The organism is Bdellovibrio sp. CKG001, assembly GCF_055397465.1.
In genome coordinates this window covers 2,015,315-2,035,345 of the sequence record NZ_AP029173.1, presented here as the reverse complement: position 1 = coordinate 2,035,345, position 20,031 = coordinate 2,015,315, and the positions used below count along the sequence as shown (strand labels likewise).

At 50.6% G+C, this 20,031-nt stretch carries 20 protein-coding genes; 13 read left to right on the top strand and 7 right to left on the bottom strand.

What is annotated here, in order from left to right; translation table 11 throughout:
- Positions 1-22: 22 nt before the first annotated feature.
- Positions 23-439 (top strand): (deoxy)nucleoside triphosphate pyrophosphohydrolase, encoded by a 417-nt coding sequence (locus ACZ50P_RS09840; protein ID WP_464130862.1) that lies wholly within the window; start codon positions 23-25, stop codon positions 437-439.
- Here ACZ50P_RS09840 and ACZ50P_RS09835 read toward each other — a convergent pair.
- Positions 436-846 carry a thiol-disulfide oxidoreductase DCC family protein gene (locus ACZ50P_RS09835; protein ID WP_464130861.1) on the bottom strand — a complete coding sequence of 137 codons (411 nt, stop codon included), beginning with the start codon at positions 844-846 and terminating at the stop codon, positions 436-438. The genes ACZ50P_RS09840 and ACZ50P_RS09835 overlap by 4 nt on opposite strands.
- 57 nt (positions 847-903) lie before the next feature.
- Here ACZ50P_RS09835 and ACZ50P_RS09830 point away from each other — a divergent pair, with 57 nt between their 5' ends.
- Positions 904-1,521, top strand: a complete 618-nt coding sequence (locus ACZ50P_RS09830) for an LON peptidase substrate-binding domain-containing protein (RefSeq protein ID WP_464130860.1) — start codon at positions 904-906, stop codon at positions 1,519-1,521.
- Positions 1,522-1,569: 48 nt separating this feature from the next.
- Here the strand turns inward: ACZ50P_RS09830 and ACZ50P_RS09825 are convergent, their stop codons facing one another.
- Positions 1,570-2,478, bottom strand: a complete 909-nt coding sequence (locus tag ACZ50P_RS09825; protein ID WP_464130859.1) for a COX15/CtaA family protein — start codon at positions 2,476-2,478, stop codon at positions 1,570-1,572.
- Positions 2,479-2,569: 91 nt separating this feature from the next.
- Here ACZ50P_RS09825 and ACZ50P_RS09820 point away from each other — a divergent pair, with 91 nt between their 5' ends.
- From ACZ50P_RS09820 to ACZ50P_RS09800, 5 genes are all read left to right on the top strand, one after another.
- Entirely contained in the window at positions 2,570-3,502 is a 933-nt protein-coding gene (locus ACZ50P_RS09820) for a cation diffusion facilitator family transporter (protein WP_464130857.1), read from the top strand.
- 234 nt (positions 3,503-3,736) lie between these two features.
- Positions 3,737-6,646 (top strand): hypothetical protein, encoded by a 2,910-nt coding sequence (locus ACZ50P_RS09815; RefSeq protein WP_464130856.1) that lies wholly within the window; start codon positions 3,737-3,739, stop codon positions 6,644-6,646.
- The gene (locus ACZ50P_RS09810) at positions 6,643-7,107 is read left to right on the top strand and encodes a hypothetical protein (RefSeq protein WP_464130855.1); all 465 of its coding nucleotides are present in this window, start codon (positions 6,643-6,645) and stop codon (positions 7,105-7,107) included. The genes ACZ50P_RS09815 and ACZ50P_RS09810 overlap by 4 nt, the downstream gene beginning before the upstream one ends.
- Positions 7,104-8,129, top strand: coding sequence for a hypothetical protein (locus ACZ50P_RS09805; RefSeq protein ID WP_464130853.1), 1,026 nt, complete (start codon positions 7,104-7,106; stop codon positions 8,127-8,129). The genes ACZ50P_RS09810 and ACZ50P_RS09805 overlap by 4 nt, the downstream gene beginning before the upstream one ends.
- Positions 8,130-8,151: 22 nt before the next feature.
- Entirely contained in the window at positions 8,152-9,393 is a 1,242-nt protein-coding gene (locus ACZ50P_RS09800; protein ID WP_464130852.1) for an EF-hand domain-containing protein, read from the top strand.
- A 3-nt stretch (positions 9,394-9,396) separates the two neighbouring features.
- Here the strand turns inward: ACZ50P_RS09800 and ACZ50P_RS09795 are convergent, their stop codons facing one another.
- Together ACZ50P_RS09795 and ACZ50P_RS09790 are read right to left on the bottom strand one after the other, a co-directional pair.
- On the bottom strand, positions 9,397-9,888 hold the full coding sequence (locus ACZ50P_RS09795; protein WP_464130850.1) for a TlpA family protein disulfide reductase: 492 nt from the start codon (positions 9,886-9,888) through the stop codon (positions 9,397-9,399).
- A gap of 4 nt (positions 9,889-9,892) precedes the next feature.
- Positions 9,893-11,293: an ABC1 kinase family protein gene (locus tag ACZ50P_RS09790; protein ID WP_464130848.1), complete on the bottom strand. Its 1,401-nt coding sequence runs from the start codon at positions 11,291-11,293 to the stop codon at positions 9,893-9,895.
- A 48-nt stretch (positions 11,294-11,341) separates the two neighbouring features.
- Between ACZ50P_RS09790 and ACZ50P_RS09785 the strand changes: the two genes are divergently transcribed.
- The gene (locus ACZ50P_RS09785; RefSeq protein ID WP_464130846.1) at positions 11,342-12,649 is read left to right on the top strand and encodes a cryptochrome/photolyase family protein; all 1,308 of its coding nucleotides are present in this window, start codon (positions 11,342-11,344) and stop codon (positions 12,647-12,649) included.
- Positions 12,650-12,657: 8 nt separating this feature from the next.
- The gene (locus tag ACZ50P_RS09780) at positions 12,658-14,022 is read left to right on the top strand and encodes a TIGR01777 family oxidoreductase (RefSeq protein WP_464130845.1); all 1,365 of its coding nucleotides are present in this window, start codon (positions 12,658-12,660) and stop codon (positions 14,020-14,022) included.
- Between the two features lie 4 nt (positions 14,023-14,026).
- On the opposite strand, the gene gloB is transcribed toward ACZ50P_RS09780, so the two are convergent.
- On the bottom strand, positions 14,027-14,779 hold the full coding sequence (gene gloB, locus ACZ50P_RS09775; protein ID WP_464130844.1) for a hydroxyacylglutathione hydrolase: 753 nt from the start codon (positions 14,777-14,779) through the stop codon (positions 14,027-14,029).
- A gap of 130 nt (positions 14,780-14,909) precedes the next feature.
- Here gloB and ACZ50P_RS09770 point away from each other — a divergent pair, with 130 nt between their 5' ends.
- Entirely contained in the window at positions 14,910-15,347 is a 438-nt protein-coding gene (locus tag ACZ50P_RS09770) for a (2Fe-2S)-binding protein (RefSeq protein ID WP_464130842.1), read from the top strand.
- Between the two features lie 3 nt (positions 15,348-15,350).
- Here the strand turns inward: ACZ50P_RS09770 and ACZ50P_RS09765 are convergent, their stop codons facing one another.
- On the bottom strand, positions 15,351-15,611 hold the full coding sequence (locus ACZ50P_RS09765) for a (2Fe-2S)-binding protein (RefSeq protein ID WP_464130841.1): 261 nt from the start codon (positions 15,609-15,611) through the stop codon (positions 15,351-15,353).
- Between the two features lie 129 nt (positions 15,612-15,740).
- Here ACZ50P_RS09765 and greA point away from each other — a divergent pair, with 129 nt between their 5' ends.
- The 3 genes from greA to ACZ50P_RS09750 are packed head-to-tail and all read left to right on the top strand — an operon-like array spanning position 15,741 to position 19,015.
- Positions 15,741-16,229 (top strand): transcription elongation factor GreA, encoded by a 489-nt coding sequence (gene greA, locus ACZ50P_RS09760; RefSeq protein ID WP_464130840.1) that lies wholly within the window; start codon positions 15,741-15,743, stop codon positions 16,227-16,229.
- Positions 16,230-16,268: 39 nt separating this feature from the next.
- Positions 16,269-18,218, top strand: coding sequence for an AsmA family protein (locus ACZ50P_RS09755; protein WP_464130838.1), 1,950 nt, complete (start codon positions 16,269-16,271; stop codon positions 18,216-18,218).
- The gene (locus ACZ50P_RS09750; RefSeq protein WP_464130837.1) at positions 18,215-19,015 is read left to right on the top strand and encodes a glycerophosphodiester phosphodiesterase; all 801 of its coding nucleotides are present in this window, start codon (positions 18,215-18,217) and stop codon (positions 19,013-19,015) included. Before ACZ50P_RS09755 ends, ACZ50P_RS09750 begins: the two co-directional genes overlap by 4 nt.
- Here the strand turns inward: ACZ50P_RS09750 and ACZ50P_RS09745 are convergent.
- Positions 18,975-19,988, bottom strand: coding sequence for an alkane 1-monooxygenase (locus ACZ50P_RS09745; RefSeq protein ID WP_464130836.1), 1,014 nt, complete (start codon positions 19,986-19,988; stop codon positions 18,975-18,977). The genes ACZ50P_RS09750 and ACZ50P_RS09745 overlap by 41 nt on opposite strands.
- Positions 19,989-20,031: the final 43 nt, after the last annotated feature.

Sequence of the window (20,031 nt, the reverse complement as noted above, 5' to 3'; positions counted from 1 at the left end):
AAGTCCTACAAAAGGAATACTCATGACCAGGAAGCAGGAGCCCGTCCTTGTGGTGGCGGCAGTGATTCAGCGAGATGGTGATCCCACCGGGCGGATCTTGGTGGTGCGCCGAGGACCCGATCAGTCCGGAGCCGGTTTTTGGGAGTTCCCCGGGGGCAAGGTCGAGCCGTCGGAGTCTCCGGAGCAGGCCTTGATTCGTGAAATACAAGAGGAACTGTCCCTTTCTATTCGCGTGAAGGAACTTGTCGGGGAAGAAGACTACGCTTATCCGACCAAGCTGATTCGTCTGCGTGTTTATCGGGCCTTGGTGCGTGGGGATGAAGAATTGCGTCTGACAGAGCACGATGCCTTTAAGTGGCAGACGCTGGAAGAAGTGCAGGTCGAGGAGCTGTCGGCGGCGGACAGGCCCTTTGTCGCCAGGCTGAGGGGTCTTCTTTAGGGCAGAAGATAAGATCGTTCCGCAGGGGTGGGCAGTCGGCAGAACTCGCGCTCTCCGAACCAGGCATAGCGATTTTTTGCGATAACTTTGTATAGGAAGTCACGCAAAGGTCCAGGGATCAACCAAGCTAAAGCGAACAGTTTGTAGATTCCACCCAAGTTGGTGAGGATTTTCAGAATCGCGGCGGAACGGTAGTGAAGTTTGCCTGACTCAAAGTAGATCACCGTATCAAGTTTGGAGCGATCCTCAGGGGGCAGAATTGATTCCGCAGTGGTTCCCTGAAGTGGGGCAAATAGGAAAGTGTGCTTTTGGTCGCGGCTGATCACAGCATCGACAAAACCGTTACAAAGATGGCAGACACCATCAAAAAAGACCACATTTCGATTTGTCACATCCACCTTTTCCATAGCAATTACAGCCTACAGTCCTTATAATAGATTATCAAGCCGAGGAGTCTTGTTCACATGGAAGTATTTCTTTTTCCACTGGTCAACGTGACATTATTCCCACGAACCACGAAGCCCTTGAATATTTTCGAGCCTCGCTACCTTTCCATGATCAAGGAAGCGGTTGCGACCCAGACTCCGGTGGCTGTGGGGTTTATTGAAGACCCCTCCAAGGTTGTGCCGGTCAAGCCGGGCGACAAGGTTCCTTTTGTGCGCGAGGTGGCCGGTTATGGCTATGTTCAGATCGTTGAAGAGCGATTGAACGGAACTCTTTTGATCTTTATCCAGGGGCAAGGCAAGTTACGGCTTGGCAAGGTCTTGGATCGAGGAACGCCATACATGGTCTGTGAAGGGCAGATCATCCCTGAAAAGACCGTGTTGGAGCCAAGTCTTCGTCTTGAATTAAATTCCCTGCATAAAATTCTGACCCGCTGGATTCAAACCCATATACCCGACCCCGCACAAAGAGACCTTTTCATGCGCAATCTGACTCATCCCGAAGAGATCGTGGGAAGTTTTGCCTCTTACCTGGTGCGCGACTACGATCTGCAGCAGATGGTTTTAGAGTACGACGACCTGAATGAAAAGATTCACTTCCTGCATCGACTGATGGAATCCAACGAGCTCACGACATAGAGGCTGTTTAAAAAGGCCCAATCGACTGCGTTGTTTTTTGAACAACCTTTAGTTTTGGCTCTTTGTCCTGATCAAGTAGACCCATTGGAGCATCACGACCCAGATGCCGTGAGCCAGCGCCAAGTGAACGATCTTCATCCAGACCGGGGCGTGCAGCAGCAATGTGGCAATACCGAAAATAATTCCGAAAATTAAAAGGACACTCATCTGCAGCGAGCGTTTTTGAATCTCGGCCAGTTCAGCAGTTTGTGCTTTCAGCCAGAAGTAAAGTGCCAGACCGCCACCGCCCAAAAGCGCGAACAGTGGATGCAGGCCCCGGATGCGAATCAGGAAGTGGGATTCGCTTGAGAAATCCGCCATGAATCCCTCCCACAGGTTGTCTGTGGGGAAAAGAGAGTTCGACAAAGAAGCCCAGGCGCCCGTAATCCCGATAGCCACAATAATCCATGGGAAGAAACGATAGACTTGTTTGGGTGACGAGGATTTATGAGCTTCGGTTGATGAAAGGGCCGCGACGGCAACCAGTGCAACGGCACCGGTCAACATGAAGGAATTCACCTGGTGCAGGGCCATCACAAAGGCGCGATAAGGAGTATCGTTGGTGGTGACCAGTTTGAAAAGCACCAGCTTGGCGCCCAACAAAGCTTCCGTGATTGTGAAGATCAAGGTTGCCACCGCCGCTTTGCGTGCAAAGTGACCGGGCTGATAAAGCTTGCGGGCCACCCACCAGAAGTAAATCACCACCAGACCATAGACACCAGACATCAGGCGATGTCCATATTCAACCCAGGTCTTTCCACGCTCAGCCTCGGGGATCAGGCGCCCATGGCACAAGGGCCAGGTGTCACCACAACCATCACCCGAGTGGGAAATGCGCACCCATGCTCCCCAGAGAATCACGAGTATTGTGTAAATAAGAAGGCTAAATGCAAATTTCTTGTATTGAGAGCGTGTCATAGGCTTTTGGAACTATCATGAGGCCCGGGATCGGTCAAATCTATACAGGGGCGCCATTGACTTCAGCGTCCGGGAAAGCGTTAAATGAGCTATGTCAGAATCTAAAAGCGCCCATCATCATCACTCCCACAGTCATGGACATCACCATCATCATTCCCACGGGGCGGCCGTTGGCAGAATGAGCTTTGCACTGGTCTTAAACTTAAGCTTTGCGTTGATAGAGCTTGTCGGCGGCCTTTGGACAAACAGTGTGGCTATTTTAAGTGATGCCCTTCATGACTTCGGCGACGCGCTGGCGATGTTGTTGGCGATCATTCTTGAGAAGGTCTCGCACAAACAAAGCGATGGGCAGTTCTCGTATGGCTATCGCCGTTTTTCCACCTTGGGGGCGGTGCTCACGGGAATGATTCTTGTTGTAGGTTCAATTTATATTTTGATCGAGGCGGTGCCACGTCTTTTCGCCCCTGAGCAGCCGCACGCTGACGGGATGATTTTGCTGGCTCTGTTAGGTGTGGGTGTTAATGGCTATGCTGCCTACCGCGTGTCCAAGGGGACGTCTTTGAACGAAAAGATGCTGATGTGGCATATGATAGAGGACGTCCTGGGATGGATCATGGTTTTGATCGGGGCGGTGGTGATGAAGTTCTTTGATGTGCCCCAATTGGATGCGGGGATGGCCATCGCTCTGGCGTGCTGGATTCTGTATAACGTTGTTCGCAACCTTGGCGAAGCGATGAAGGTGTTTCTGATGGCGTCCCCCAGTCAGATCAAGGTGGAGGATGTCGAAGCTGCGATCCTGAAAGTGGAAAAGGTCGAAGGAGTGCATCATGGACATTTGTGGTCTCTGGATGGAGAGCGGCACGTATTCACCGGTCACGTTGTTCTGGCGGGTGATGTTGGTTTGGTTGAAATAGAAAAAATTAAGAATCAAATTAAAAAAATGGTGAAGGAGTTTGGCATTATCGAAGCCACCATCGAAACCGAACTTTCCGGAGCCCCGTGCGCGGATCCGGAGCATCATTGAGATCTCGAGAGAGCTTTTCCGTTAAACTGTCTCATAGTGAATCACGCCCCTTCTTCAGGGCGTGATTTTTTATTTCCAAAAATGGAACACTCAGATCGAACACGTTCTGGGTGCCTGCCTAGAGTGTTTCATCTCTGCACAGTGAACATTTCAAATCAATTATTGAATGCCGGATAACTCAAAAATCCCGGGTAATTGCCGATAAGTAGCCTAGGAAAAAATAAGGAATCATTTATGGTAAAATCGGTACGTAATAAGAGGGGTAACGTCCTTCTGCAGATACTTGCGGCAACGGCAGTGATGAGTACGTCGTTTTACTTCCTTACCAACTACGTCATTGGTCAGAAGCAGCAGGTCGTGAAGACTAAAAATATGGTAAGCCTTCGTTTTGCCATGAATAGTACTCTGGATTATGTGATTTTTGGTGTGAGACAGAAGTACTGCTTCACGGATGACAATCTTCTTTTAAACAGTCCGTCAGATCAATGCAATCTGGCGCATCAGGGCAGTGTCGAGCGTCTGATCATGTCAGTTGAGCAGGAAAATTTCATTCGTCAGCTGATTGCCAATGGAACCAACGTCGGTCCTGTGGATAAAAATAATATCCGTCTGGCGCAAATCAACCGCTATGTTCAAGCCAGTGCGGTGACCGCAAGTCACCCGCTGTTTCCGGTTTTGAATGCCTTAAAGGATGTAAAGACTGAGGATGGTGGCTCCGTGAAGGTCGATGGTGTTGCCGTGACCTTAAAACGGGATGACAGTCCCTATCTTCCACGTTCTGGGCGCGAAGTTTACATGCGTATCACGGTGGCCTTAAAAACCGGAGCCAAGGCGTCAGAGCCGATTCGACTGGGTTCAACACCGTTGGTGTTGTCGTCTTCTATTGTCATCTATCCACGCGAAGTGGGATCTTTTGCGCTTCTGGTGCCTAACGATCTTCATTTGGACAAGTCCTGGGATTATAGTGTTCCACGCGGGGATGTTGCTCTTCACATGTTCAGCAATCGTGGAGAGCTTTCTGGCAGTCAGGGATTGGTCTTCCAAAGTCCGGTCTTTGTGAATCGCAATATTCATTTGCCTGTGGACGATGCTTCCGAAAAGGCCTCTCCAGACTCTATTCGCTACAGTCCTGTGACCTTCGCGGACCGCGTTTATTTGGGGAATGGCTGGATTTATTCCAACAACAAAATGTATTCGCCACGCTCTGCCGGTGGGTCTTTGGATCGCTATTGGTCTGATGCCCGTACATTCGGAGGCTTCCTGAAGGGTATTGAAAACGACGGGGGGCTTGATTTGGGTCTTTCCTACTTTGCCAAGCTGATGAGTGGCACCCCTCCGGATCCAAATTTAATGCGACAGTGTATCGATCGTGGGAATCAGCTTGCTTCCAAAAATATGCTTTACGAATCAGAGCTGACGGGTCGTCTGACCTCGCAGTGGACCAATGACTTTGACTATCGATTGGCTTTGTCTCAGGGGAATAAGTTTGTTCCTCAGGATAATGCTTCCACGATCGAGTATTTCAACTGGGGTAATGGTACAGCCAAAGCTGACGCAAAACAGGCTGACGGTGTGGTCAAAGTATCTTTGATTCTGGGAACCCGGGCCGTGGAAGGGCAGCTGGATCGTGACGGGAAGCTGACGATGAAGGCTCCGGTGGGATCTCAGGAGTACTATAATAAGTTTATCACCGCAGTGAATGACACGAAAAAGATCTACGACCAGGCCTTAAAAACCTATGACACCTATGAGTCGGAGCTGGATGGCTATCGTGCGGATTTAAAGACAGCTCAAACGGCCTTGGCCGCGGAAGAAAGCAAGCCGGTTAAGCCTACCAAAGCTCCAGCCAGCACAACAGAAACTTCCGGCACCACCACGACCGTTGAAAAAACAGTTTCAACGGAAACAACAGTGGACAGCGGAAGCACTTCGACCAGTACATCCAACAAATATCAGGATCCGGATAAAATCGAAAGTCTTGAAAAAGAGATCGCAGAGCTGAAGAAGATCATCAGTACTTATAACAACACGACACTGCCTGGTCAGAAGGCAAAGATCGACACGGCTTTGTATAACTATGATAAAGCCCGTTCCGAGAAGAACGCCTACGAGACCCTGGTGGCCAACCCACCGGTGGTGGTGGTTGATGTGGATCCGGTTTACAGCATGACCGGTCGTTTGCAGACGGATCGTTTGAATATCAATGTTAAGTTTTCGAACGTGAAAAGTCTGATTGATGCCAACGGGAACTATGTGGATCCTGTATTGCGCTTCCAGGCTTATGACAACACTTTCTATAACAGTAAGCCTGTCACCAATGACGGAGGCAACAAGGATCTGGTGCGCTATCTGAACTTCAAAGTGGCCTCCAGCCGTACTCAGATTGAAGCTCCTTACAGAGTCTCAGAATCTGCGAACTCTTCGGCGTTAGTTGATTTCAAAGAAAGCTCCGTGGATTTTGACACTCTGGATGCTCAGTGTGAAGCGGCCCGTAACTCCAAGCCTTCGCAGTCCTTCGGTAGTGCGGGCTGGGATGTCAGCTTTGCGCCGGGCACTCGCAGCTCCTGGAACTTTGCCGGCTTGCCTTCCTCGAAATTGGGCTCTGATCCAATTCTGAATGAGATTGTTTTTGATAATGCCAACAGAAGCAATGCGGTCTTTAATGTGCGCTCGATTGTGGGTAAGTGCACGATCAAAGCCAACTCCAGCTTCGTGACGGGCTTCTATACCTGTGATGAATTGCTGATCGAGGCACGAAACACACCGTTACGAATTATCGGAACATTTATCGTCGGAAATATGAAGATTCACCCGACAGCCCTGAAAGCCGGTATCACTTGGAGCGCCATTTATCATCCTCAGGCGACCAAGGAGCTGCGTGCGGCGAACATCCTGAAGTCGTTCTCGGGTAAAAACTGTAACGACGAAAGTGGAGAGCCCATCTGGCATCCAATCCCATCCGTGCAAGAGGTTGCGGATCGCCGTGGTTGTAACACCATCAGCCTGCGGGCCAAAGCGGATCCATTCCAGTGGACTTCCGTGGACCCGGATTGTGGTTTGATGGCAGGGGCTTCCAATACAACCTGTAAACGACGTTTGGTTCGTTTCTTCGTGGTTGAACAGTCGCGGGAGGCTGGTCTATGAGAAAAATGACAGGAATGATTCAGAACAATCAAGGTCAGACCTTGGTGGAAGCCCTGGTGGGTTTCGGTCTGATTGTCATCGTCGGTTTTGCCTTCACGGGTGGAATGGTGTCGTTGCGCAACACCACGCGCAGCACAGTGGAGCTGTCCTCCACGGATAAACAGATCAATGACATTGCAGAAAACATCAAGTCCGGGGTTGAAAACTACCAGGTCAATTTCGACTACAAGGAAGGGGCCTCTTCCGCTTTGGCACCGGATACATTGCCAATGGCTTGGGATAACGGAATCTCTGTACCAAAAGAAGAATGTGAAACCTGCGCCGGTCGGTACGGTTTCACCATTCAGCCTTATGAGAACTATCGTGGATTGTATAAGGTGACTTTACGCATGACTCATACTTCATGGAAGGAAAAGAACGAGCCTTTCCGTGATTATATTTTTGTGGTGAGTGCAAAATGATGAAGTTTAACAAACGCGGTTTTACCGCAGTCGAAATGATGATTGGGATTGGTCTGGTCGCCATGCTGACGACCATCATGGTCACCACGCAGTTGTTTGTGACTAAAGACCAATTGAAGTTGAAAAACCAACTGGAAGAGTCCATTGACACCAATTTGGCGGAGCGGATTCTGTTCATGGACTTCAACGGCATTGATCCGTCTTATAATAATCTGACCTTAAGAGACGACAACAAGCTTTTATTCTTTGACTACTATCCGGATCTTCCCGCCAACAGCGTTCCCGGACGTCTGGATCGCAGCATTCAGTTGGGCCTAGGTAAGGGAAGCACCCGCAAGGAGATGGTGGTCCTGGTTCAGGATGTCAAAGCCGGCCCGCTGGCCAACTATGATCCAGTGGCGGCCTATGAAGTGGGAAAAGCGCCGGATGACTTCAATACCGCAGCCACTTTGCAATTCCAGGGTCTTAATAGAAATCACTGGGTGTCGAATCTTTACAAGGCATCAAATCCTGACTTCTGGACCAATGGTCGCATGTTGATGCTGGACACACCAGCCCGTCTGCGCCCGGTGGATACTGCCGGAAATGTGAACATGAAGGTGGCGCCGCGCAGCCCGGTCTTTGTCGGTATGATTAAAAATGATGCCGTGGTGAATGATGCCACCATTCGTGAAATGATTGATATGCGCAATCCTCAGTCCAATGTATTGATGGACAGCGTGGATACGTTCCTGCGACGGGCTCCATCCATTGGCGGGGGCCAGGCGATTGTTCGTCTGCGTCCGGTGCGCATGGTTCGCTATTATGTGGAACCGGAAAAGGATGAATCCCTTGAAGGGACACCGGCAAAACTTTTCAAGCAAACTTATGAAAGTGGGCGATGGTCCGCGCCGATGTTGCTGGCGGATAAAATTGAATCCTTGCAGCTGAAAAGGGATTCCGTTTTAAAGCGCATGATTTATTTCAAAATTATTAAGTCACAGAAGAAATCCACCACGGGACAGCAGACGGCAGGTCTGTAATTCCGGGGTGTAAGGGGGATTTATGAGGTACGTAAAAATTTGGGGGATCGTGGCGATTTCTGCGTTGAGTTTCTCAACACAGGCCGCCGACAAAGACTTCCCTATGGCAGTAAACAGTGTCAGTTCGGGGGATTCGGTGACATCCGCCCCGGCGTCCGGAATGGTCACGCGCTCCGGTAAAAGCTCCACTGTTATCAAGATCAATAATTCCTGCTTTGCCACCAATCTGCGCGGGGTTGGGAATCCTTTGGCTGCCAGTGCTATTGTCAATGCAAGCCTGGTTGTCTCCATCGGGGGCAAGGATTATCCAATTTCTGTGAAGTACCCAGCTTTGGTGGTGCGACCGGAAGGCATGGCGATGGCAGGCAAGATTCAAGAGATTGACTCTTCCAACGTCTCTATTCCCAATGGAGGCAAGGCGGCCATCTTCGGAAACTCTGTCATTCTGAATACACCGATTCCAACGGGTGTGACGGTGGATGCTGCCGGGAATGTCACTATTCCTGCCAATGGAGATATTTATCTGAAGAGCTATAGTTTCTCGCAGACGGTGCAAAACTGTAACGGTGGTGCCGTCTATGGTGGCTATGGATACTCCTCGTATATCCCGACTTATCCTTGTGGTGATTATATGGGTAAATCCGGTGCGGTCTCCGCATCCTTCGGAGGTATCTCTGTTTCCTCGGATAAATCCAATGTTGAAATCAACGTGGCCTTCCCAGGGGAAACCGGTTTCTGTGGCGGTTACTGGTCGCCATTGATGGTGTTCTTCGATGACGGTCGTCCCGAGTTTAAAAACACCAGCGATTTCCCGCTGAATCCTTTTGGCAAGACTCATTGGCCGGATGCAGGTTCTCCAGGCTGGTTCGTGGCTTTGGATCGGGACAAGTCTGGGATGATTGACAAAAAAGACGAGCTGTTTGGTGACAATGCCAGCGCCGAAAACGGCTTTGAAGTTCTGAAGAAGATGGACACCAACAAAGATGGTGTGATTGATCATCGTGACAAAGATTTCAAGAAACTGGTGATTTGGAATGATAAAAATGGTGATGGTATTTCCCAGAAGGAAGAAGTTGAAAAACTTCATAAACGCATTGTTAAAGTGTCTTTGAAATACCAGGAAAACATTGTGACTCCTTTGGGGCCTCATGCAGAAGCGCGCGAAACCGCGGACTTCTGGTTTAAGGAAAAAGGTAAAGTCAAAAAAGGTAAAATTGTCGATATCTGGCTGGCGCCGGTGGAAACCCGTCTGAGTCAGAAGTAAGACTTATTTCAGAAGTTCCTGAATCTGTTTTTCCAAAGCCTGTGTGTCCTTGGCATCAAACCCCCGATGCATGGCCACAGGCTTTAGTTTTTTATTGAAGACATACAGCGTGGGCAGGGCCTTGACCTGAAAGTCGGCAACGGCCGATTTGTCCTGGTCAAAGAAAAGTGGAAATGAAACCGGCATGGCTTTTAAAAAAGCATCCCTCTCGGCGATGTCATCGTCTTCATTGATGCCAATAACCACCAGCCCTTTGCTTTTGTACTTTTCATAAAGCTTGCTGTAGTGGGGAAGTGCTTCCTTACAGGGACTGCACCATGAGGCCCAGAAGTCCACAAGCACAACCTTGCCGTGAAGGTCCTTCAAACTCGAGATATCGTGGGAGTTGAGTTTGACCGTTGGAAGTTTCTTAAATTCAAATTCAGGAACAGAGGTTTTCGCCAGAGCCGGGCTGCCCGCCGCAAAAAGGAAAAAGGCCAGAAAGAGCGCTTTCATAAAGCTAAGGTATCCTCTCAATATATTTTAACAGCAGGTCGCGGCCGCGAATCTTGGCTCGTAAGACCGCCAGAAAGATGAAAACTCCGCCGGTTTTACGATCCAGAAAAATAATTTCGCGTGGAGGTGAGCGGAAATGGAAACCCCGGATGATTTGAAAGACTTTTTTGGAAAGTCTTTGCGGCAAAGTGGTGTTCTTCCAGTCGTAAGTGCCATCCACATCAATCTGTCCTTCGCTGTTGCGAGGGTCCGAATATTCAATAAAGGGCTCGACAGTTTCAAAGCAGAATTCCTCAAAAAGCCTTTTGAGCTCGGGGTCATCATTGTCGCGAATAAAACGCAGATCGCGGGCGGCCTGGAGGAAAAGATCTCTTTCGTTTAACAAAGACCCTTTGACCATACGACGGTAAGGGGTCAGGAAATCCAGGTCATAGGCGCGGGTCGCCCCGAAATCAAAAAGAACCAATTGGTCCCGGCCTTGGGGGTCAATGCGGATGCGATAGTTTCCGGCATGAGGGTCTGTCTGCACCACGCCCCAGTCAAAAACCTCTTTGAAGTAGAGATCCAAAAAGTTCAATGCCAGTCGGTTGCGGCGCTCTTGTGGCAGGCTTTGAATTAACGTGTCGTCGGCGCGCAGGCCGCGTTCAAAGGAAGTGGCCAGAATCTTGGGACCTGAAAATTCACGTAAAACCCGGGGGACGATATAGCGGGTATCACCGGCCAGGCGTTCATAGAACTGCTCGGTCAGTTGGGCTTCCAATTCGTAGTCTGTCTCTTGTATCAGCATTTCACGAACTTCAGCAAAGATTGGATCCATGTTGAAGTCCTTAGGGAGCAGCTTCAGGGTGCCCAGCAGCGTGCGTATGGCGCGCAGGTCACTGTCGATGGCCCGGTCCACATTGGGGTACTGTATTTTCAGAACAATACTTTCACCCGTGGCCTTGATACGAGCCCGGTGGACCTGTCCCATGGAGGCGGAAGCCAAGGCTTCTTTTTCAATCTCTAAAAGGTCTCGTTTTTCCGGGGGAAGATGTTTATTCAGGCTGGGTTCAATGGCCTCCCAGGAAAGAGGCGGGGAGTCATGTTGCAGAGACTTTAAAAGCTGATTGGCTTCCGGTGGCAGAAAATGCTCACCATACATGGATAGCATCTGGCCGGCCTTCATCAGGCTGCCTTTGAGTTCACCCAGTTCGGAACTGATATTCAGGGCTTGATTCTGCAGTAGCTGCTTCCAGTTGTCTTCTTTACTTTCTTTACTTTTCAGAGCGGTGGTCACACCGTGCTGAGCAATAGAGGCCCCGGCCTGAAGCGTGAGTTTCGCCAAGGAGAGGCTGCGAGAGAAAACAGACGACTTAATTCGTTCGATCTGCTTATTTTGTTTTTTGGCAGACTTTTTGTCGTCCATAGGATGTCAATTTACCTTAAGTCGCTGGAATGTTAAACTTTTATTCCTATGTCAAAAATCACATTGTTTTGGTTTCGCCGGGATCTTCGTCTTGATGACAATGCGGGTCTTTATCATGCCCTGAAAGAACAGCAGGACGTATTGCCTCTGTTTATCTTTGACACTGAGATCCTCAGTAAGCTCGACGATGCGGCGGACCCGCGTGTGACTTTCATTTATGACACCGTGTCAGATCTTAAGATGCAGCTGCAGAAAAAAACTTCGGATTTGCTAGTGCGCCATGGCAGTCCATTAGAGGTGTTGCGGGCGTTAGCCGCAGAGCACTCGATCAAGGCCATCTACGCCAATCACGACTATGAACCTGCCGCGCGCAAGCGCGATGAGAAGGTCGCAGCCTGGGCGCGAGAGCAAAAGATTGAATTTAAAACATTCAAAGATCAGACCCTGTTTGAAAAGGACGAGATTCTGACCGACAGCGGGAAGCCCTACACGGTGTACACTCCTTATAAGAACAAAGTCCTTAAGAAGCTGAATGGCTTTTATCTGAAGTCCTATCCCAATGAACTTTATGAAAGCAGCTTCTTGAAGGTTCGTAAGGGCGAGCCGATGATTGCCTTGCAGGAACTGGGCTTTGTTAGAACCAAGATTGAATTCCCGTCGTTGGAGCTTTCTACAAAAATGCTGAAATCCTATGCCAAGGAACGGGACTTTCCGGCCAACAGCAAAGGGACTTCGCACCTGGGGTTACATTTGCGTTTCGGAACCGTCAGCGTGCGTGAGCTGGCTCGCGAAGGACAAAAGCACTCCGACGTTTGGTTGAGTGAGTTGATCTGGCGTGATTTCTTTATGCAGATTCTATGGCACTATCCCCAGGTGGAAACACACAGCTTCCGTCCGGAGTATGACAAGATTGCCTGGCGCCGGGCCCCCAAGGATTTCCAGCGCTGGTGTGACGGTCAAACCGGTTATCCTCTGGTGGATGCGGGTATGCGAGAACTCAATGCCACGGGCTACATGCACAACCGGGTGCGGATGGTGGTGGCAAGTTTTCTGTGCAAACATCTGCTGATTCACTGGCGTGAAGGCGAAAGATACTTTGCCAAAAAACTTTTGGATTATGATCTGGCTGCCAACAATGGTAACTGGCAGTGGGCGGCGGGTTCGGGCTGTGATGCGGCTCCTTACTTCCGAATCTTCAATCCTTCCGCCCAACTGGACAAGTTTGATCCAAAAGGCGAGTATGTGAAGAAGTGGGTTCCTGAATGGGGAACTGCCCAGTATCCTGAACCGATGGTGGATCACAACGAAGCTCGTGGGCGCTGCCTGCAGGCTTTCACTCAAGTATTGAAAAAATAGGGGAAGTTATGCGCATTCTTATCACTGGAGCCACTGGACTTATTGGTCGAGAGCTGGGAAAGATTCTGGCTGAAAAAGGACATGAACTTTTTGTCGTGAGTCGGAGTGCGCAGAAAGCCAAAGAGCTTTTGCCTTTTCCCTGTGAGGTCCTTGAGGGGGATTTGAGTCACGCACCTTTGCAGGACGCCCGTCTGGAGCAGATGGAGGCCGTGATTAATCTGATGGGTGAATCCATCGCCGGCAGTCGCTGGACAGAGGAAAAAAAGAAAAAGATCTATGAGTCCCGGGTCACTGCCACGAAAAATCTGGTGCAGTCTTTGCCGAAGACACTGAAGGTGTTTGTTTCGGGATCAGCGATTGGCTTTTATGGTGACAGTGGATCTGAAGTGCTGACTGAGGACGGAGTGGCAGGTCAGGATTTCCTGGCCAAGCTTTGCAAAGAATGGGAGGCTGCCGCGGCCCGGGCTCCTGGTCGCACGGTCTTCATTCGTACCGGAGTGGTTTTAGCGCGTCAGGGTGGGGCTCTGGATCAGATGCTTTTCCCCTTCCGTAGCGGGGTGGGCGGCGTTCTGGGCTCGGGCGAGCAGTGGATGAGTTGGATTCACATCAAGGACATTGTGGGACTGTTCTTGTTGGCTTTGGAAAACCCTCAGGCGCACGGACCGATGAATGGTGTGGCTCCGTTCCCAGTGACCAATCGTGATTTTTCCCAAGCGCTGGCGCACGCGGTGGGGGCTCGTCTGGGGCCGGCGGTCCCGATGTTCGCACTGAATCTTCTTTTTGGCGAGATGGCCCAGGTGCTGGTGTCTTCGAGCCGAGGATGTGCCGACAAGGCTCGGGAGTGGGGTTATAAGTTTCAGTACGAAAATCTGGCCGAGGCTTTGGGGGAAATATGCGCCCCGTTCAAGCAAGGTGAGGAGGTCTTTGTGGCCGAGCAGTTTGTGCCTCTGCCTCCGGAAAAACTTTTCCCGTTTTTCAAAGAGGCACACAATCTGGAGAAGATCACTCCACCGACATTGAATTTTGAAATTGAAGGAATGTCGACCCCGGAAATTGGCCAGGGGACACATATCGATTATCGTCTGAAAATTCATGGCGTGCCGGCCAAATGGAAGACCGAGATCGATGAGTGGCAACCGCCGTTTAAGTTCGTCGACAATCAGCTTAAAGGCCCCTATCGACTTTGGCATCATACGCACGAGTTCCGGCCTTTCTGTGGGGGAACTCTGATGGTGGATCGGGTGCGCTACCGTTTGCCGATGGGATACCTGGGCTGGCTGATGGCCAGTCGCTTTGTTCGTAAGGATGTGGAGAATATCTTCGCCTTCCGTCGCAAGTTCATTGCCTCAGAGGGCTTTAACAATCACCTTTAGTATCTTAGAATCGATTGCGCAGATCCCTTAAATAACGGAACTGCGCCACGTCCCGGGCCAGCAGAAAAGGATTGGCTGTGACTTCGATGCCAAGCTTCAGGGGCACGCTGGGAAGTTGGTGGCTGCGTTTGTTGTGCAGCTCAGTGGCATAGGCTTCCAGGGGCATTGCCTTTCCTGATAGCGGGCTGTTGTTATCTGCAGAGAGACTTCGGCAGAACTGCAGATTGCTTTGCGTGTATTCATGGGAGCAGTAAATCAGGCTCTCAGGCGGAAGGGCCTTGATTCTTTGCAGACTGTGAAAGGCTTCTTCATAACTTCCCTCAAAAAGTCGGCCGCAGCCCAGACCGAAAATCACATCACCTGAAAACAACCACTTGTGTTCTGAGTTCCAGTAAGCAATGTGCCCCAGTGTGTGGCCGGGAAGCTCCAGGACCTGGAAGGAAAACGGCGGCAGGGTGACGATATCGCCTTCCCGCAGATAATGATCGGCAAAGGGAATCTGGGTTTTGTTTTTCACGGGTGCATAGACGGGACAAGGGAAGCGTGTTTTCAGGGCATGAACGCCACCGATATGGTCAGCGTGATGATGAGTCAGAAGAATGCCCGCCAGAGTCAGATCGTGTTTTAATAAGAAATTCTCTGCGGAGGAGCTTTCACCGGGATCCACCACGACGGCCGACTGCAGATCTTCATTGATGAGCACAAAAATGTAGTTGTCGTCAAAAATGGGAAGAAGCTCGACTCGTGTGTTGTGCATGGGGGAAATCCTTTGTCTTCAGGGTAGTGTCCCAGTTTCGGGCGTTGGCGACAAGACCAAGGTGTGTACTTGTGTACCTGCATAACTGGTCTTGGGGGGCCGGGTCCAATACTATATCATATGTGTTTATATGAAGATCAAAGTTGAGTTGGACGGACGGGATTTTATCGAAGTGGAATGTCAGGGGGAAGACCCCCAGGCTCCCGGTGCCGTGGAGAAGGTTTCAATCATGGGTTGCTCGCAGTTTATGGATATGATGCAGACAATGAGAAAGCACTTCGGTGCGGATCTTAAAAAGTGGCCGTTGCCTGAAGGGCGGGACCACTCCAGTCTGCTATTGCGGGAAATGATTTTGAAACTGCGTGGAGAATGGGTGTTTCCGTATCAGGACGAGGAATTGTGTCACTGTCGATCTGTGGCGGCGCACACGGTGGACCAAGCTGTCATCGCCGGGGCTCACACCACCGAAGTGGTCAGTCGTCAGACCAATGCCAGCACCAATTGCGGAACGTGCCGTCCGGAAGTGCAAAAGATCATCGATTTCCGTCTGGGCAAAAAAACAGCTTAAAACTTATTCGTCTTTCTTGGGCAGAGGCGCTTTGCCTGTCAGATCCTCAACGATTTTTTCGGGGAAGGTGCCGGTCTTTAGGAAGTGTTCCAGGAGGGGCCCCAGTTTTCTGCGGCAGGATCCGCCACAGGGACCCACCCCGGCCGAAGTGGTATCAAAAATATCGTTCAGAGTCGTAGCGCCATTGCGGATAGCCTGCTCAATGGTCTCGCGGCTGACATTGTTGCATCGGCAGATGATTTCGTTTTTTTTCTTGGCACCCATAGACTCATTGTAATGCCCCGCATCCGAAAAGGGTACCCGAGAAGCCGCGACACTGCTAAGCGTCATAGATACATTGAAAAGAGCCCAAGAATCCGGTACAACATGTGTCCTTCTAACACTGGAGCTGAAATGGCTAATGGTACACCTGATAAACTTCCTATGACTATCCGCGGAAAAGCTTTGCTAGATGCTGAGCTTAAGAAGCTGTTGTTGGAAGAAAGACCCTCTGTGATCTTGGCTATCGAAGAAGCTCGTGCTCAAGGGGATATTTCTGAGAACGCAGAATACGAGTCTGCAAAAGAACGCCAGGCGATGATTGAAGGTCGTATTGCTGAAATTCAAGGCAAACTGGCCGGCGCTGATGTAATCGACACCTCCGCCATCAAGGCAGATCGCATTGTCTTTGGGGCTTTTGTTAAGATCGTTGATACCGAAACTGAGGAAGAGTTCTCTTACCAGATCGTGGGCGTTGACGAAGCGGACGTTAAAAAGGGCATGATCTCCATCTTGTCTCCTTTGGCGCGTGCTTTGATCGGCAAAAAAGACGGTGACACTGTGACCGTGCAAAGCCCTAAGGGCGATAAAGAATTCGAAATCATCTCCTTCGAATACAAGTAATCTCTTGTCGGTCCATGTCCTTCTCTGTGAGAATGAGACATGGACTCGCGCAGACGTTTATCCGATCGACATCTTATTGCTGAACAGCCGGGAATGACCATTCTACTGACTGGTTTGATCCTGGCTTTTTTTCTGGGTTACACGACCAAGTCCCTGTTGTCGCCGTCGCGGATTGCTGCTCGCATTGAAAAAGCGGCCAGCCATATTCACAAAGACGTCAAAGTCAGTTTTTCCTCGGCTTCCTTGAGTTTAAGTAACGGAATCCTTCCGCGCTTTGCCGTGATCATCTCCAATGTGAAAATGGAAGCCACTGAAACCTGCTGGGGTTCCCCGGTGATGGAAATTGACGAGCTTCGTTTGCCGCTTTCATTTGTCAGTCTGCTTCGTGGCGGAGCGCCGGTGCGCACGGTGGAGGCCAATACCATGGCACTGACCCTGCGCTCAGATCCCACAAATTGTGCTCCTGAGGAATCAGAAAAGGTGAAGCTGGCTCCAGCTCCGCGCCCGGCCGTGACACTGTCGCCGTCCGAACAAAGTAAAAAATATCGCAATGACATTCGTGGTGTGTTCATTCGCACCTTGCGTATTTCTTCGGAAAAACATCCCCAATACTCCACGGAACTGATGAATTTCGCTGTGAAGGTGAAGTCCTTTGAACCGAAGGTCATCGAAGTAACCGCAAAAAGTCATCTTTTGAAGGACCGTCAGGTCGGGGATTATCTTTCCCACGCAAACTTGTATTTGCAGTACAAAGAGTCCCCGGAAGCGGCGGTGCAGGCGCATTTCTTCGGCAACTGGCGCGAAGGGCATTACAGTGTGATCGCCAATTACAACCTGGGGGATCAGTTGCTGGCGATGGAAACAGATCTGAAGCATATTCCCCTGAGTCAGATTCTGGCCATTTTGCAGAAGTATGATCTGGCCTCTAAGGATCTTAATGGTCGCCAGGTGTGGCTTTCCACGAAGGCGCGATTCTCCGCACCCCTGGATCAAATCCGCACATCTCCACTGGAGGTCCGGGACCTGAAAATGGAGGGCGACCTCGGAGAAATGTATGTCGAGCGCATCAACATCTCCTCGCTGGAGCCTTTGCAGTACGATCCCATTCGTATTGATATTAAGAAATTGGATGTTGAAAAACTGCTGGTGTTGCTGAATCGTCCGAAAGAAACGGGCATTCTGGGAAGTCTTGGGACTTTTGCCGGTCGGGCTGAAATCGTGTCGGACCAGAAAATGCGCATGACGGGTGAACATACGGGTCTGGAGTTTGTCTTTTCCAACAAAGGTCAGCGTGAACTGCAGGTGATCGAGACCATGACAGGTGACGTGACTTTGGAAAAGGACCTATGGACTTTCCAGATCAAACGTGTGGAACCAAGAGGCGGTGTCTTTGTCGGTGATGTTCGCTTCCGTGCGGATCGGGATTTTAAAGAGCTTGAAGTGAAATCCCATATTGATGAGTTGTCGTTGGCACCACCGGTGCAGAAGTTGATGACTCACGGGGGAAGCATTGGCCTTCTCAGTATGGACGGGGACTTGCGCCTGAAAGATGGAAAGATTCAGGCCCTGAAAGGACTTGTGCGTCTGCACTCGATGGATGTGGAGGGCGTCAGTCTTGGAAAAACCAAAGCCAACTTCGACTGGGTCCGCAACGAAGTCCTTCTGAATACGCAGATTCAATCCATGAAAGTGGGGCCACAGTCGCCGACAGCGCAGGTTTTAAAACAGGTGACGTTGAATTCTTGGTGGAAGTCCGGCGACCTGTCTTTGCAGTCCGTCAGTGGTGTCATGCAGTCTGATAACTTCAAACATCTTACATGGAAGCAGTTCCAGGGGCACGTCGGCAAAGCGGGCCGCTTGATGACCGAGGGGGCCTGGGATGACAACGCCGAGTTGAAGGGGACAGTGACGGTCAAAGAAGGAAAGATTCGCCGGCATTGGCAGATTCAGGGAAATCGTGAACAGCCCGTGTTTGTGGAAGAAAAATGACGGCACTGATACTGACGTTTTTTTTGCTGGGATTTTTTTTGTATCGCCATTGGACGTGGAAGGCTGTGCCCTGGCCTGAGACAGCTTTGCGACCTCCGCCGGTGCAGGCTCATCGTGGATACTGGCAAGACGGCGCGCAGGAAAATACTTTATCTGCCTTTGAAGCTGCCAAAGCCCAGGGTTTTGAAATGTTTGAACTCGATGTGCGCCTTTCTGCCGAGGCAATCCCTGTAGTGTTTCACGATGCGGATCTGCGGCGATTGGGAAAGCAGCGGACAGACCGTGTGTCCGATTCCACTGTTGAACACTTGAAAGTCTGGGCGCAAGTTTGCACTCTGGAAGAGGTGTTGACCTCGTCGCAAGTGCCTCGTTTTATCAATATCGAGCTGAAATCCAACTCTGTCTGGCAAGGTCCGCTGGAAGAGGCAGTGGCTGCGCTGGTGCGCAAGCATGGGTGTGAGTCGCGAGTTCTTTTTTCCAGCTTCAATCCACTTGCTTTGTGGAGGATGAAACGTCTGCTGCCCACAGTGCCCCGGGCGCTGCTGGCCACGGGTGAAGATGATCCGGAAAACAAGATTTATCTGCGCCAGATGTGGCTGGCCCCTTATATTGGTGTTCATGCTCTTCATCTGGATCACAACTATGTAAAACCGGACGCGGTCACACGCTGGAAAAAACGTCAGGTGCCGGTGGCCCTGTGGACCGTGAATGATCCCGACGAGGTTCGGAAGTATCTGCAGGCGGGTGCGATCAGTGTTATTTCTGATTCTGTGGTAAGCGTGGATTCATCACTTTAAAAAATGCAGGCGGGACAAAGGCCAGTAAAGCCATGGCGGAATATCCATAGGGCAGTCGTGGAGCCTGGGGTTGTTGTTGCAACTCCGGGAAGGGCAAGGTGGCCTTCAGATGATGATGGGAGTGATAGCCCAGATTGATCAGGCTGTAATTTGTCCAGCGGTGATAGCTGTCCCACGAATGATGAGCCTTGAGCCCTTCATACATGCCGTTGTCCCGCAGGGCTCGCTGTAAGCCGTAATGTTCGATATAGTCGGCTGTTTGCAACAACAGAATTCCCACAAGGCTTTGTCCCATCCAGAAGATCAGGGCCATTTTTCCGTACAACGCATACACGGCCACGGTCACCAGTGTCTGCAGCAGCAGGTACCAGAAAACCCGGTGTTTGGGGACGTGCCCCCATCCTTTGTTGCGCAGGCGACGAAACTCAAAAGCAAAAGAACCTGCCAGGCCTCCGAAGAAAGAGCGCAGATGATAACTGTAGATCCATTCATTCCTGCGTGCCGATGCGGGATCCAAAGGGGTGGCGACATTCTTATGATGGCCAAAGACGTGTTCGATGGCGTAGTGCCCGAAGTTGGATAAAACCAAAAGCCCGACACCCAGGCCGCGCATTTGTTGTTCACGCCGGTGAATCAGTTCATGAGCGGTGTTGATGCCCAGCACACCGCTGTAGGCGCCAAAAGAAAGAATCAGTCCGATCAGTTCGAAAGTGGAAGCTTTCATCGAATGAATGACGCCGACAAAAAGAAAAAGGCACATGAAGGGGAGTGCTGACACCAGCAGAGCGTCGGCCCATTTGGAGGGCGGGCGAAGTTCCGGGGTCTGTGTCTCAGGGCCTTGCCAGTTGTCTATCACGGGATGAAGGACAAACAGAAGAACGACACCGAGATAGGTCCAAGCGCCACCAAGGCTTGCGCCCAGCAGACAGCCCAGGGCCATCAGATAAGAAAGACTGTAACGGGAATAAAACAAAAAAGCCTTCATGGTTCTAAGTAAAAGCTTAGCACCTTGAAGG

Coding starts and splice junctions, on each gene's coding strand:
- ACZ50P_RS09840 (WP_464130862.1), top strand. CDS start 23: ATGACCAGGAAGCAGGAGCCCGTCCTTGTGGTGGCGGCAGTGATTCAG.
- ACZ50P_RS09755 (WP_464130838.1), top strand. CDS start 16,269: ATGGACTCGCGCAGACGTTTATCCGATCGACATCTTATTGCTGAACAG.
- ACZ50P_RS09770 (WP_464130842.1), top strand. CDS start 14,910: ATGAAGATCAAAGTTGAGTTGGACGGACGGGATTTTATCGAAGTGGAA.
- ACZ50P_RS09820 (WP_464130857.1), top strand. CDS start 2,570: ATGTCAGAATCTAAAAGCGCCCATCATCATCACTCCCACAGTCATGGA.
- ACZ50P_RS09785 (WP_464130846.1), top strand. CDS start 11,342: ATGTCAAAAATCACATTGTTTTGGTTTCGCCGGGATCTTCGTCTTGAT.
- ACZ50P_RS09790 (WP_464130848.1), bottom strand. CDS start 11,293: ATGGACGACAAAAAGTCTGCCAAAAAACAAAATAAGCAGATCGAACGA.
- ACZ50P_RS09825 (WP_464130859.1), bottom strand. CDS start 2,478: ATGACACGCTCTCAATACAAGAAATTTGCATTTAGCCTTCTTATTTAC.
- gloB (WP_464130844.1), bottom strand. CDS start 14,779: ATGCACAACACACGAGTCGAGCTTCTTCCCATTTTTGACGACAACTAC.
- ACZ50P_RS09830 (WP_464130860.1), top strand. CDS start 904: ATGGAAGTATTTCTTTTTCCACTGGTCAACGTGACATTATTCCCACGA.
- ACZ50P_RS09800 (WP_464130852.1), top strand. CDS start 8,152: ATGAGGTACGTAAAAATTTGGGGGATCGTGGCGATTTCTGCGTTGAGT.
- ACZ50P_RS09805 (WP_464130853.1), top strand. CDS start 7,104: ATGATGAAGTTTAACAAACGCGGTTTTACCGCAGTCGAAATGATGATT.
- ACZ50P_RS09750 (WP_464130837.1), top strand. CDS start 18,215: ATGACGGCACTGATACTGACGTTTTTTTTGCTGGGATTTTTTTTGTAT.
- ACZ50P_RS09810 (WP_464130855.1), top strand. CDS start 6,643: ATGAGAAAAATGACAGGAATGATTCAGAACAATCAAGGTCAGACCTTG.
- ACZ50P_RS09765 (WP_464130841.1), bottom strand. CDS start 15,611: ATGGGTGCCAAGAAAAAAAACGAAATCATCTGCCGATGCAACAATGTC.
- ACZ50P_RS09835 (WP_464130861.1), bottom strand. CDS start 846: ATGGAAAAGGTGGATGTGACAAATCGAAATGTGGTCTTTTTTGATGGT.
- ACZ50P_RS09795 (WP_464130850.1), bottom strand. CDS start 9,888: ATGAAAGCGCTCTTTCTGGCCTTTTTCCTTTTTGCGGCGGGCAGCCCG.
- ACZ50P_RS09815 (WP_464130856.1), top strand. CDS start 3,737: ATGGTAAAATCGGTACGTAATAAGAGGGGTAACGTCCTTCTGCAGATA.
- greA (WP_464130840.1), top strand. CDS start 15,741: ATGGCTAATGGTACACCTGATAAACTTCCTATGACTATCCGCGGAAAA.
- ACZ50P_RS09780 (WP_464130845.1), top strand. CDS start 12,658: ATGCGCATTCTTATCACTGGAGCCACTGGACTTATTGGTCGAGAGCTG.